Below are 13,563 nucleotides of genomic sequence, written 5' to 3'. Positions count from 1 at the left end.
AGGCCCGATGTCCGCTCCGCATGAGGCGCTTTATCGCGAGCGCCTGACGTCCCCCGACGCTGCCGCGGCGTCGATCCCTTCTGGCGCGAAGGTCGCAATGGCGCTGGGGGTGGCGCAGCCGCCCGCGCTTCTAGCCGCGCTAGCCGCGCGGGCTGAGGCGGGCGCGGTCGAGGATGTGAAACTCTATTACCTGCTTTCCACCGCGATCGCGGGGGAGACAGTGCTGCGCGGAACGCTGGCGGAGCGGCTGAAGCCGATGAGCCTGTTCCATGGCGGGGTCGAACGCGCGCTCGACGCGACCGCGGCAGCGCAGGGCCGCGCGTGTGTCGATCTTATTCCCACGACATTCAGCCAGGTGCCCCGGCTGCTGTGCGAGACAATCAAGTGCGACACGCTCGTCACCACCGTCTCTCCGATGGATGCGGACGGCTTTTTCAGTTTCGGCACCGACACTGACTATGCGCAGCCCGTCTCGCGGACCGCCGAGCGCGTGATCCTTGAGGTCAATCCGCACATGCCCCGCGTGCACGGCGATTGTATCATCCATGTTTCGCAGGTGACCGCGCTCGTCGAGAACGCTGCGCCGTTGCTCGAAGTGCCCCGCGCCACGCCCCAGCCCGAGGATGAGGTGATCGGCGCTATCATCGCGGGGCTGGTGGATGAGGGCGCGTGCCTCCAGATGGGAATCGGCGCGGTTCCCGATGCGGTGTGCGTCGCGCTGCACGGCCACCGGCACATGGGCATCCATACCGAGTTGATGACCCCCGAACTCGCCACGCTGATGCGGCTGGGCGCGGTCGACAACAGCCGCAAGCAGATCCATGCCGGTCGCGGTGTCTTCACCTTCGCGATGGGGGACAAGGCGCTTTATGAGTTCATCAACGACAATCGCGACCTCGAGGCGCACCCGGTCAATTATGTGAACGACCCGGCGGTGATCGCGCGCAACGACAGGATGGTATCGGTCAACGCGACGCTTCAGGTCGATCTCAGCGGCGCGTGCAATTCCGAATATGTGCGCGGGCGCCAGTTCAGCGCTGCGGGCGGACAGCTCGATTTCGTGCGCGGCGCCTATGCCTCACGCGGGGGAAAGTCGATCATCGTCTGCCACTCGACAGCGGCGAAGGGTGCCGTCTCGCGCATCGTACCGTGGCTGGATGGGCCCGTGACGACGCCGCGCAACGACGTCCACATCATTGTCACCGAGCATGGCTGGGCCGATCTGAAGGGCAAGAGCATCCGTGAACGCGCGCGGGCGCTGATCTCGATCGCTGATCCGAAGTTCCGTGACGATCTCGAACGTGGCGCCTACGAGCGCGGTATGCTCTAAGTAGGACGCAGCGCATGAACAAGGAACATCGTTACGCAGTCACGCTCGAATGGACGGGCAATCAAGGGACGGGAACCTCGTCATACAGGGCCTATAGTCGCGACCACCTGCTCTGCGCAGATGGCAAGCCCGACATCGCGGCATCGTCCGATCCCGGCTTTCGCGGAGATCCGGCACGTTGGAACCCCGAGGAAATGCTCGTTGCATCCCTCTCGGCCTGCCACCAGCTCTGGTATCTGCATCTCTGCTCGGCCGCGGGGATCGTCGTCACCTCCTATATGGATCACGCCGAGGGTGTGATGATCGAGGAAGGAAGCGGCGCCGGCCAGTTCGCCCGCGTCGTGCTGCGACCTGAAATAACAATCGCCGCAGGAGGGGATGCCGGAAAAGCGAAGGCGCTGCACCATGAGGCCAATGCTATGTGCTTCATCGCGCGCTCGATGAACTTTCCCGTCGAGAACGCGCCCGTAATCCGGACGGCATCGTAACGCCGCCCGGTCCGCGCTTATTCGTCCATTTCGTTGGACACCGCGTTGCTCGCGGATTGCAGATCGTCACCCGCGCCCGAAACGGTATTGCACGCAGCAATGGTGAGCGCGCCAATCAGCGCAAGCGCCCAAGCAAGTTTCTTCATGGTGACCTCCTTCATATTGTTGCTGTGAGTCAACGAAGGTCGGATGACATGTTTCCGCAAACGTGATCGGCCCGCCGCGACGATTGCGACGCCGAACGCAAAGCGGCGATGCTCGCCAGGCGCAGCCTGATTGCAGAGACGTCGCGCAATTATTTGGCTTTAAAGGGGAAATTGACGCAGAGCTAATAGCAATTGGAACTGCGCGTAGGCATGCAGGGGGTCATTTGCGACCTTTCGATGATCTGCCGATCGGAGGCGCGCCGCTCGTCCCATTGTGCACGCGTAAGGCAATAGCGCTTTTTGACAAGGCGGCTGCCGAGCACGGGCTCGGATCGGCAGATAAGCTTGCCCGGATCATTATTCGGCTTGGCGTCGGTTTCGGCCACCACCGCCATCGGCGCATAGCCTAACAGCCCGATCACAACGGCCAGATGGCAGCCATATCTCATCACCGTCTCCTCGACGCGACGTGCGAGATTCTTTGCCGCGGCAGGCCGGGCAGGCAAGGGTTTTTCGACAAACTGCAGCGACGGATACTCAGCGGGCCGGGGACGCCTCCAAATCCCGCGATGCTACCAGCGCTGGGATCCAGTCTTCTATCGTCACTTCATCGCGCACCTTATAGGGGATGCCGCGGCGGTTGAGGAACAGCTTCTCCATTTCGGGTCGCGTGAAGGGCCGGCTGCCGAGGCGGCCGAAGACCGCGATCTGGCCGCCCGTCTCGTCGACCGCGCGGTCACGATCGAGGCCCTTGGAGAGCGCCAACGCTGGTGATGGCGTGCGTGCCCAGGCAATCAGTTCGGGCACGGGCGCCGGAGAGAATCCATAGAAATTGGGCTGGCTGTCGGGCGAGGTGAGCTGGATGACCTTGAGACCGTTCCGCCCGTCCGCAACATAGGCGAAGAGCGAGGCGTTGGTGGAGCCGACGATCACGTCCTCGGCATCGTTCATCGCGCCGCCGAAGCTTTCCTTGCGGTAGATCCTGGGCGCTTCGGGATTGGTGATGTTGACGATCACCAGCCCGTCCTGATTCGCCGCGACATAGGCATAGGTCCGCGCGAGATAGAGGCGCCGCGCATTGGCGAGCGGGATCGTGCCTGACGGGACGGCGACGGGATGGTCGAGCCGCGTCACGTCGAACAGCTTCACCCCTTCGGCATCGGTGACCCAGAGATAGCGGAACTGGATCGCCGAGGCACGCGCATCGCTGAGCGGCAAGGTGGTGACATAGCGGGGCTTCAGCGGATCGTTGAGATCCACGACCACCAGCCCTGCCGCGGCAGTGATATAGGCATAGTGGCCCGCCAAGGTGATGTGCCGCGCACCGGCCAGCACGTTGTTCTCGTTCCAGGTCGCCGCGCGCTTCAGGAAATTGTTGCGGAATTCACCGTCGGCGAGCGTGTTGATGTCGACGAGGATCAGGCCCTCCACGCTGTCGGTCACCACCGCGTAATTGTAGATCGCGTGGAAGGGCTGCTCCTCATTCATCGCGCGCATTTCGGGCGTGTTGCGCAGCGGATTGATCGGCTGGTTGGTCGCGATCGCCATGCAGGTGGCGTTGGTCGACTTGACCTGCATGTCCTGCCCAAGCGGCGAGAAGGGCGCGGTGACGATGCGCTCGGAAAAGCCCTTGTTGCCGATCGAGGCGACGTCATAGACGCGGAAGCCGCCCTTGCCCTCGGCGACGAGCATATATTCGCCGCGGAGCTGCAGGCATCCGACCGCACCCCCAGTGCCCTGCGTGATATTGCGGAATTCCTCGAGCGCGTGCGTCTCGCCCGAGCCGCGCTTGTCGAAGGTCTTGCCGCGCGTCCAGTCGATCAGCTCGCGCTTGTTCCGGTCGACGTGGAGCTTCCAGTAATCGGGATAGGCATAGCGCTGGAGATAGGATCCGATCACTGCCTGCGGCTCGTCCCATTCGGTCACGCGCACCGCTTCGAAGCCGTTCTCCAGCCCAGTCCAGGCGTGAAGCCCGACGAAGTTCACGAAATTGGTGCCGAGCAGCATGAGCTGCGACATGACTGCGTTGTTGTCGTTCGCAGCCGAGAGGTGGCAGTCGGTGCAGGTCTTGGTCTCGGTCTTGCGCACCGTGTGCGGGAAGTGCGGCGCGAAGGCCTGTGAGGAGAAGCCGATCGACGAGATCGGCGGCTGCTGCACATAGATGCGCTCGCGGTTGATGTTGGTTGAGGACAGCACCAGCGCCGATGTCGAGCGGACGGGGGCAACGATATTGCCCTTGGTCGTCTGGTGGCGGCCAAGCTGGAACATCTCGTCGCGCGCGACCTGCGGGTTGTAGGTCGCGAAATTGCGGCTCTCGATGCCGTCGTACTTGTGGCTCTTCGTCTTCCAGTTGGCCTCGATCGGCAGGTGGCAGCCGCCGCACGAGGTGGTCCACGACAGGTGGCAGGTAAAGCAGGCCATGTTGTCATCGCTATGCGCGCGGTCGGATTTGGCAACGCCGGGGCCGAAGCCATACTTGCCGGTCTCAATGCCGGTCCGGCTCATCAGCTTGGCGCGCGCGGCCTTGGCGTTGAAATGTGGGTTGTTGCGGTCGACCGAATCCTTGACCAACGACACCCGCCATTCGAGCCTGGGATCGACGATCGAGCGCTGGATCAGCACACGGTTGCCGCTCGCGTCATAATACCATTCGAAGCGGCGCTGGCCGTCGGCGTTGCGCAGCAGCGCGAGGTTGTTGCCCTGCGGCCGCGCCGCGGGCCCCGAGGTCAGCAGCGTCGGATAGGCGTCGGCGGTGCCGTGGCAATCCTTGCAGCCGATTTCGACCGCGTTGGCGACCTCGCCATAGATCAGCCCGTTGCCGTGGCTGTCCTGACCGAAATGGCAATCGGCGCACTGCATGCCCTTTTCGGCGTGGATGTCCATCATATGGACCGCCTTGCCCTTCTGCTCGCCGGGCTGGACGAATTCGGCGGCGTCCTTCTTCCTGAACTTCTCAGGGTCGTCGGGAGAGACGATCTTCCCCTCGGCGTCGAGCAGATTGCCCTCGCGGTCACGCTTGTAGATCGCGCGGAAGTTCCAGCCATGGCCGTGATAATCTGCGAACTGCGTGTCCTTCGCCTTGGGATTCACATCGTCATAGACGCGGCGGAGGAATTCGAGATCGGCCCATCTTCCGCGCGGTGCCGCGCCTTCGGGATTGCGGTCAAGAACGGTGTGAACTTCGGCCGCGGTCGGATATTTTTGCCTTTCCGGCCACATCAGCGGCGCGTCGGACTCATAGTCCCACATGGTGTAGCCGAGATAGCTGTTCAGGAAGATGTTGGGCTGGTGCATGTGGCAGTTCATGCACTGCGCGGTGGGGATCTGGCGCGTAAACACGTGCTGGAGCGGGTGGCCCTTTTCCTTCACCGCTTCCTTGTGTGCTTCACCCGGCTGCTTGACCGCGCCATGGCCCGAGCCGTGCTCGTCGTCATGTTCGGATTCCAGCTTGTCCCTGATCGTCGGATCGACCGTGACGCTCTGCCCGTCGCGGCCGTACTGCGCGTAGATCAGGCTGTGCCGCGGCTCGCGGTCATTGGCGTAGATCACGTGGCACGACGCGCAGCCCGAATGGCGATAGTCGCCGGGCTGATCGTTGGTCCCCATCATCCAGGTGAAGGGATCGTTGAGGCGCGTCTTGTGGATGTTGAGCACGGGGATCGCGACGCGCAGGCCAGTGGCGGGGCCGCGATTGGACTGTTTGAGGTCGGGCCGTCCGGGCTCTTCGAGCCGCTGGATGATGCCGCCGGTATTGGGGAGGCCGATCTCGGGAAACTGCGTGCCGATATTGCGCCCGCCGCGCTCGAACACGCGGAAGATGTCGCCGGGCGGGATCACGTGCCACGTCGGGAGCGGGTATAGCTCGGCGAGCGCGCCGCGCTTCTTCTGCTCGGGGGTAACGGTGCCGTGCGGCTCGCCCGGCGAGACGATTTTCGCGGGCTGGCCGTCGCGCGTATAGGCTTCGCCGAATGCATAGTTCTTGTACGGAATGATGCCGTTGTTATAGGCCGCGCCACCCCAGAGCATCGCACCCGACGCCATCAGCGAACGCTCGGATGCCTCGATCACCTCCATATGGCACGCACCGCAGCTTTCGCGCGCGACGCGATAGTCCGACGGGTTCACGAAGCGGATGAACTCGGGGCTCTCACGGTTCAACAGCGTGTAGCTGGCCTTGGGGTTGGCCGAACTCGGCCAGTGCCAGCTCGCGGGGAAGCGCGGCAGCACATGCGCCTTGTCGCGTGCGGCGAGATAGGCGGGCGCGTTGTGCGGCAACTCCGAATTGCCGCGCACCATGGGATCGCCGCCATGGCAGTCGGTGCAACCGAGCTGGACCGCGGGGCTGGTATGCATCGTCGGTGCGTCCGACGCGGTGTGGCAGCTGAGGCACCCCTCGGACTTGCGCGCGGCGTCCTCAGGTTCCTGCGTCTGTGGCGCCGGCGCGGTGAAGACATAGACGCGCTTGACCGGCTTTTCCTTTTCGGCGGCTATCGAGACTGTAGAGGGGATAAGGAGGAAGGCAAAGAACGTGGTCAGCTTCCTCCAGCGGCTTCCCCTGGCGTCATTCCAGCGAAGGCTGGAATCCATGAACACTGCACCTTCAGCATAAAACTCCGTGTTCATGGATTCCCGCTTTCGCGGGAATGACATGGAGGGCAAGGAGGATAGCCAGCGCATCAGAAGGTCACGATTGCGTTCATGAGGACGGAATAATAGCGGTCATCGCGCCGCGCATTGGTGAAGAGGTCGCGAAAGCCCTTGCCGGGATCGAGTACCGCGCCGGAGAGGCGCAGCACGATGTTCTGCGTCGCCTTGGGGCGCCAGATCGCGGCCGACGAAAGATCCCAGCCGATATCGTTGGGGATCGATCCTTCGTTCCTGAGCGCCTGCAGCACCTCGGTCTTGTGGAACCAGAGATGGTTGACGTTGCCCGACAGGCGGAATTCGGGCGTCAGGTCGAAATCGGCCCCCGCGCCCACCAGCATCGTACCCGGGTTGTTGAAGTTGGACTGGCCCTGCTCCTTGGAAGAACGCAGCGAATTGAGGACGCCGTTGCGCCCCTGGATGCCGATCACGCGCCCGCCGCCCGCAAAGGGGATCGTCTGGCGGATCCAGTAGCTGGTGTCGGCACCCGCGAAGATCGGGTTCTCGAAGATCGCGTCGAACCCGCGTTCGACATTGTCGTAGGGATCGCCGTCACCGCTCGCGAACAGCCCCGAAAGCCTGAAGCGTGCCCAGTCGACGTCATAGCTCGCCTCGGCAGCGGCGAAATATGCGCGGACCTCGGCCTTCTTGCCCGTGAAGATGCTGTTCCGGTCCTCGCCCAGCGCGGCGTATAGCGAGTGCGTCAGGTTGATCCGCCCGATGCGTCCGTCGCCCGAATAGCCGATATAGCCGATGTCATAGTCGCGCCCGCGCAGGTCGCCGATCAGTGCCGGGCGAACGGGAAAACCGTTGTCGTCGATCTCGATGTCATCGGCCTCGCGGTTGATGTTGAGCGTTGCCGACAGCTGGCTGGTGAAGCCGGGAAAGGGGAAGTCCTGCCGGAAGACGTTGGCGAACAGCGTCCAGTCGTCGCGCGGGCTCTGCGTGACGTCGTTCAGCCCCGAATTGGTGTCCTTCTCCAGCCGCCAGATCGCGCCCAGATTGAACTGGAAGCGGTTGTTGTCGCGGTTCCCGAACAGGCGGATGCCGAGCTGGTTGTCCTGAAACAGGAAGCCGCGGAAATCCATGTTGAACGGCTGGATGCCCACGCGGATCGAACGGAAATCGTAGCGATCCGAGGTGTTCGCGAGGTGATAGTCGATGAACGCTTCCTGCACGCCGAGGAAATCGTCGGTGCGGTGCGTCGGCTTCGAGGGCTCGACGAAGAGCACGCGGCGTTCGGGAACATCGACATGATTGACCTGATAGGTCAGCGTCAGCCGGTATTCGACATCGGGCGGCTTGTACGCGGTCGATCCCTTGATCAGCGCCGCACCGACGATGAAGGTCTGGGCTAGCACGAGGCTGTTGGTGCGGCCGAAGACATCGTTGCTGCCGGGCCGGTCGGTGGTCTGGACGCCGACGGGGATCGGGAAGCTGCGCGGCTCGACCACGGTGTCGGACACCGCGTTCAGCGCGAAGAACCAGTCGTCCTCCTTGATCGGAAGCCACTTTACCTTGTTCCGGTTGATCGGGCGATCACCCTTCAGTGTGTTCTGGTGATAGGGATCGAACCAGCGTTCCTTGACGAGGCCGAGGCTCTCGATCAGCCGCCAGCGATCGGGCACGGGGAAGCTGTCGGTCGGAAAGGCCTCGGGCGGCGGAGGACGCACTGCGCCGGGATTTTCCTGCGTGACCTTGTCGGGCAGGCGACGCTGCTGGCCTGGGCGCTTGCGGCCTTCGATCAGCGCTTCATCGGCCTCGATCTCGGATTCAGGCTGCGCGACGTCCTGCCCCGCTGCCGGGGTTTCCCGCTCACCCGCGAAGCTGGTGGTGAGCCGGGCCTCGATCAGGTCCGCGGGCAGCCCCTCGGCTTCCATGACCGCGGCATTGCCCGACATGGTGGCCAGAAGCGGCATGAAGGAGGCGGGTAGCGCCATTGCCTATCCCCCCTTCCACGTCATTCCAGCTTTCGCTGGGATGACGCCAGCGGAGGTGTCGCGGCTCATCCTCACAGCCCCTGACACACATTTTGCTGTGTCGAACCGAGGAACGGCGCGAACGGGCAGCTGATATAGCGCAGCCGCACCTGCTGGCTGCCGACCGCAGCCGTGATCTGGTCCGAGCGGATCGCGGGCGCGGCATTGCCCACGCCGCCGACGCGCAGACCTGCGTTGTGCAGGCCGAGGAAGCTGATCATGTCGTCCTGATCGATGCCGTCGCCCGAGACCCCGATCCCACCAACAAGCTGGCTGCCGCGATAGATCGGCACCGAGCCGGGGAAGATCTGGATGCCGTTCTGCAACCGGTTCTGCCCCGCCACCGCGTCCGGCGTCGCGGTGCAGCGCTGCGGCGTGTCGGGCCCCGCGCCGAGGATGAAGCCGACATGCTGCAGGATATTGTCCTTGATCAGCGCCGACTGGAGCCCCGTCGAGAAAGAATTGAAGCTCGCGATCGGACGCGAAAAGGGGCCGTTGGGGCGGCCGACCTCGCCATCGGGAAAATAGGGCCGCGAGACATTGCCGATGGCACGGTCCGCAAAGGCATGCGTGCCCGTCAGAATGGCCGGGTTGTTGAAGAAGGTCCGTGCCCTGCCGACGAAGCTTTGCACGTCTGCACTCGGGTTGCCGAGAAGCTGTGCGCCCGCTTGCGCGTTCGAGAAGAACATTGCGGTGCGCGCCTTTTGCAGCGAAACGTCGGTGCCGAAGATCGGTGCGTCAGGCGAACGGACGATACCGAGCACCGCGCCATGCGTGTCGACCAGCGAGATCGTCACCTGCGCGCGGCTGTCGAGCGGCTGACGAATCTGCGCACGCGCGCGCGACATCACCGCAAGGGCTTCCTCAAGGATCGCACGCGCCTCGGCGGCACTGATCGGCGCGGAAATTGCGCCTCCATCGGTTCCGGCGCGGATCGGATAGCGGTTGGCGCCCGCGCCATTGGTGAGAACGAAGGCGTCGCTGTTGGCGAACTCGGCGGCGGTGGCGCGGCGGATGCCCGAAGCTTCGGTGCCGTACGCCACGCCGGCCAGCACGCCGCCCGCAGCATTGTAATAGCCGTTGACGCTGGTGAGCGCGCCTGCGCTACCGTTGATCGCGGTGAAGCCGGGCGCGGTGGCGGGATTGCTCTTCAGGCCTGCGGGTGTCGCGTCAGCATAGCGCAGCGAGGTACCGTCGACGGTGATCCGGTTGGCGCGGATCGTATCGGGTGCGGCAAAACCCGTCGTTCCAGCAACCGCGATGAATTCCTCATCGTCGCTGTCGGTGTCGAGGATATCGGGGTCGAAGCTGTAGACGCCGTCGGCCATCACACCGATCCCGCCCACGACAACCCCGTTCTTGTAGAGCGGAATGCCGCCTGCATCCGCGGACAAGCCGAGCGGGGAGCGCTTGGGGCCGATCAGTGCCGCAGCACCGCCGCCCGCCATGAAGCGTGCCGAGAGATCGGAGCAGGGGAGCTGGCTGAACTGCACGCCGAAGAGGGGCCCGGATTCCAGTCCCACGGTGCTCGGGGCGGGCGGAAAATGCTCCTGCACGATCTGGCTGGCGGTGCGTGTCGTGAAGGCGTTGCCGCCCGACGAGAGATAGGCGCCGGTGATCGCCTTCGCGATCGCGCCCGCAACCGCGCCGGGGACGTTGACGCCCTGAAGATCGAAGCTGCTGCCATCGGCGGGGCGGGGCACGGCGAGATTGGGGTTCGCCCCGTTCATCACGAACACGCCCAGCACATTGCCGACGCGGTCGACCACCGCGATGCTCGCCGGGCGCCCACGCGCCTGCGCTTCGGCCGCTGCCTGCGCGATGATCTGCTGCACCTCGGCGATGGTCAGCGCCTCCTGTGCAGGGGCGGTGTAGAGGCTGGTGGGCGTGGGTGTCGGCGCAGGCGTCGGGGTCGGCGTGGGCGTGCCGCCGCCACCGCCGCCGCCGCAGGAACTCAGGATCAGGGCTGCGCCCGCAAGCAGCGCGGGGAGGTGGTTACGCATTACCTGAGTGTCCTGATCGTCCTGACCGCGCTGCCCAGCGAACGGCGGAATTCGAGCGGCTTGTAGCTATTGGGGTCCTTCACCGCGGCATAGGCGGCGTTGATGTCGGGGCGGATCGCGCTCGCCGCTCCATTCGAAATCGCGCCCGAATTGACCAGTGCGTTGAGCAGCGTGTCGACCGCCATCACCGCCTGCACGCTGCCTTCATAATCGGTGTAGCGGGGCGAAATCGCCTCGCCCGCGACCGTCTCGATGATCGTGAAGGTCTGCGCGCGATCGAAGCGTGCGGCGCTGAACGCGTCGGCGAGCGCGTTGACGCTGGCGCGCAGCTTGCCCGCGGCCGCCAGCGCGGCGCCCCGGTTCTGCGCGAGTGCCGCGTGAAAGGCGCGGCTGTCGGCGTCGAAGCGCTGCGCCAGCCCCGGCGCGGCGACGCGCGCCGCGGCCGAGAGCATGATCATGCTCTCGTCGTTGAAGGCGGGCATGCCTTCGGGGATCGCCCGCGCCGGGTTGCGAACGCCCGTCTTCACTGCGTCCTCGCCGTCATAGATGCGGCGGTGGCAGGTGTGGCAGTCGAAGAAATAGAATTCGGGGAATACACCCTCCTGGCCGAGACCGGGATTGGCATAGAGGCTGAGCGCGCGGTCGAGCGCCATCGCCTGGCCCACGGCCCAGAAACGGACATTGTTGGTGCGGCCTTTCCGCGCAGCATAATCTCCATCCTCGTCATGATGCTGCTGCAGCGTCGAGAACAGGTCGAGCTCGAACGAGATGCGCGGATGCCCGGCCGCCATGATGCGGTGGTTGACGAACTGGCCCTCATCGGCGCTGCCGAAATGACAGTCGAGGCAGACCGAGGCACGCGCGCGCGGATTTTCCAGCGGCACCATGCCCAGCGAGACGTTGCGCTTGTGACTGGCACCCACCGAATAATGCGCCGCGATCCAGCCCGACGCTGCGCCGTGGCAGCTTTCGCAGCCGACGCCGTCGCCCGCCTGGAAACGCGGCCCCCTCTGGCTCGCGGGCGCTGAGTGACAGCCAAGGCACATCGGCGCCGACGTCGCCGCGCCGATTCCCAGCCGTTGCGCGATCTGCTGGCTGCGCGCGCTGGAGAGAATATTGAAGGCGCGGCTGTGTGCCCCGCCCGGCATCGAGGGCTCCTGCCAGCGCATTAGCTCGTCCTGCCGGACGATCTTGCCGTCGGCCTCCTGACGGCCATGGCAGGTCGATCCGCTGCACGAGGCGACGCCGAGATGCACGCCCTTTGTTGGGCTTTGTGCGCTCGCAGGCGGGGTGGAGGGCGACAGGCCGATGCCGAGCGCAATCGCCGCCATCGCGACGAGCGCGATCAGCAGGCAAAGCCCCGCAACCCTCTGGACGAACGTCCCCCCAGCACCCATGCGCCACATGTCCCCGTTTCCGACCCCTGAAGCCGGCATGTATTCCCGTGCGGTGCGACCCGGAATTTTTTGACAGTTTATGTAGACTTAGCGGATTCGAGGCAAGCGTCAGGTGCGCCGGATCACAAGGTTTCTGATCTCGGTCATGTCCTCCATCGCGAAGCGGACGCCTTCGCGGCCGAGGCCCGAATCCTTGACGCCGCCATAGGGCATGTTGTCGACCCGGTAGCTGGGGACGTCGTTGATGACGACGCCGCCGACGTCGAGCTGGTCCCAGGCGTCGAACATCTGGAACAGGTCGCGCGTGAAGACACCCGCCTGAAGCCCGAACTTGCTGTCGTTCGCGATGCGAAGCGCTTCATCGAACGTGTTGAACTTTATCAGGAAAGCCACTGGGCCGAAGGCCTCCTCGATATTGAGCTTGGTGTTGCGGTCGACATTTTCGAGCAATGTCGCCTCGAGCATCGCGCCGTCGCGCTTGCCGCCGCAGAGGAGCTTCGCGCCCTTGGCAACCGCCTCCTCAATCCAGGTGTCGAGGCGCTTTGCCTCGCCCTCCGAAATCATCGGGCCAACAAAGGTCTTGCGATCCTTGGGATCGCCCGCGACGAGCGTGCCGGTCTTCGCCACGAGCATGTCGCGGAAGCGGTCATAGACATCGGCGTGGATCAAGATGCGCTGGACGCCGATGCAGCTCTGCCCTGACTGGTAGAAGGCGCCGAAGATCACGCGGTCCAGCGCGTCCTCAAGATTGGCGTCGCGATCGACGATCACCGCGGCATTGCCGCCAAGCTCGAGGATGACCTTCTTCTTGCCCGCCTTGGCTTTCAGGTCCCAGCCGACGGCGGGCGAACCGGTGAAGCTGAGCAGCTTGAGCCGCTCATCCTCGGTGAACAGGTCGGCGCCCTCGCGGTGCGCGGGCAGGATCGAGAAGGCGCCCTTGGGGAGATCGGTCTCGGCGAGCACCTCGCCCATGATGAGCGCGCCCAGCGGCGTGCGGCTCGCGGGCTTCATCACGAAGGGGCAGCCGACGGCGAGCGCGGGCGCGATCTTGTGCGCGGCGAGATTGAGCGGGAAGTTGAAGGGCGAGATGAAGGAGCAGGGGCCGATCGGCACGCGCTTCCAGATACCCTGATAGCCCTTGGCGCGGGGTGAGATGTCGAGTGGCTGGACCTCGCCCGTCATTCGCACCGATTCCTCGGCGGCGATACGGAAGGTGTCGATCAGGCGGCCGACCTCGCCCTCGCTATCCTTGATCGGCTTGCCCGCCTCGACGCACAGCGCATAGGCCAGCTCGTCGAAGCGCTCCTTGAAGCGATCGACACAGTGCTGCAGCACCGCCTGCCGCTCATAGCTCGCCATCCGCGCCATCGGCTCCGCGGCATCGACCGCGCCCTGGATGCCCGCGTCGATCGTCTTCGCATCGGCCTGCGCGCAGCGGAAGGCGACCTTGCCGGTATATTTGTCGGTGACCTCGAGATCGGTGTTGGGCTGCTCCGCCTTGTTGTTCAGATAGAGCGGGTAGGTGTCTTTGAGTTGGGTCATCGATAATCTCCACCCCTCCCCTTCAGGGGAGGGG

Annotated in this window: 9 protein-coding genes; 2 read left to right on the top strand and 7 right to left on the bottom strand. The window is 64.6% G+C overall.

The annotated features are described in order from the left end of the window. Window positions 1–7: 7 nt before the first annotated feature. Window positions 8–1,330, top strand: coding sequence for an acetyl-CoA hydrolase/transferase family protein (locus AC3WJD_RS18465; protein WP_492748204.1), 1,323 nt, complete (start codon window positions 8–10; stop codon window positions 1,328–1,330). A gap of 14 nt (window positions 1,331–1,344) precedes the next feature. After that, window positions 1,345–1,818 carry an OsmC family protein gene (locus tag AC3WJD_RS18460; RefSeq protein WP_492748203.1) on the top strand — a complete coding sequence of 158 codons (474 nt, stop codon included), beginning with the start codon at window positions 1,345–1,347 and terminating at the stop codon, window positions 1,816–1,818. Between the two features lie 17 nt (window positions 1,819–1,835). Here AC3WJD_RS18460 and AC3WJD_RS18455 read toward each other — a convergent pair whose 3' ends face one another. The 7 genes from AC3WJD_RS18455 to AC3WJD_RS18425 form a co-directional block, all read right to left on the bottom strand. Continuing rightward, window positions 1,836–1,964 carry an entericidin A/B family lipoprotein gene (locus tag AC3WJD_RS18455; RefSeq protein ID WP_492748201.1) on the bottom strand — a complete coding sequence of 43 codons (129 nt, stop codon included), beginning with the start codon at window positions 1,962–1,964 and terminating at the stop codon, window positions 1,836–1,838. Between the two features lie 182 nt (window positions 1,965–2,146). After that, a complete protein-coding gene (locus AC3WJD_RS18450; protein WP_492748199.1) occupies window positions 2,147–2,413 on the bottom strand; it encodes a hypothetical protein in 267 nt (88 codons plus the stop codon). 88 nt (window positions 2,414–2,501) lie between these two features. After that, window positions 2,502–6,551, bottom strand: coding sequence for an LVIVD repeat-containing protein (locus AC3WJD_RS18445; RefSeq protein ID WP_492748198.1), 4,050 nt, complete (start codon window positions 6,549–6,551; stop codon window positions 2,502–2,504). Window positions 6,552–6,640: 89 nt separating this feature from the next. Continuing rightward, the gene (locus AC3WJD_RS18440) at window positions 6,641–8,548 is read right to left on the bottom strand and encodes a hypothetical protein (protein ID WP_492748197.1); all 1,908 of its coding nucleotides are present in this window, start codon (window positions 8,546–8,548) and stop codon (window positions 6,641–6,643) included. Between the two features lie 71 nt (window positions 8,549–8,619). Beyond that, the gene (locus AC3WJD_RS18435; RefSeq protein ID WP_492748196.1) at window positions 8,620–10,590 is read right to left on the bottom strand and encodes a heme-binding protein; all 1,971 of its coding nucleotides are present in this window, start codon (window positions 10,588–10,590) and stop codon (window positions 8,620–8,622) included. Further along, window positions 10,590–11,987, bottom strand: a complete 1,398-nt coding sequence (locus AC3WJD_RS18430) for a multiheme c-type cytochrome (protein WP_492748215.1) — start codon at window positions 11,985–11,987, stop codon at window positions 10,590–10,592. The genes AC3WJD_RS18435 and AC3WJD_RS18430 overlap by 1 nt, the downstream gene beginning before the upstream one ends. A 108-nt stretch (window positions 11,988–12,095) precedes the next feature. Next, window positions 12,096–13,529, bottom strand: coding sequence for an aldehyde dehydrogenase family protein (locus AC3WJD_RS18425; RefSeq protein WP_492748195.1), 1,434 nt, complete (start codon window positions 13,527–13,529; stop codon window positions 12,096–12,098). Window positions 13,530–13,563: the final 34 nt, after the last annotated feature.

It is taken from the genome of Sphingobium sp. FW306-1B-F04DB (genome assembly GCF_058781925.1).
The sequence above is the reverse complement of the archived record's forward strand: the minus strand, read 5'-3'. Positions and strand labels throughout refer to the sequence as shown.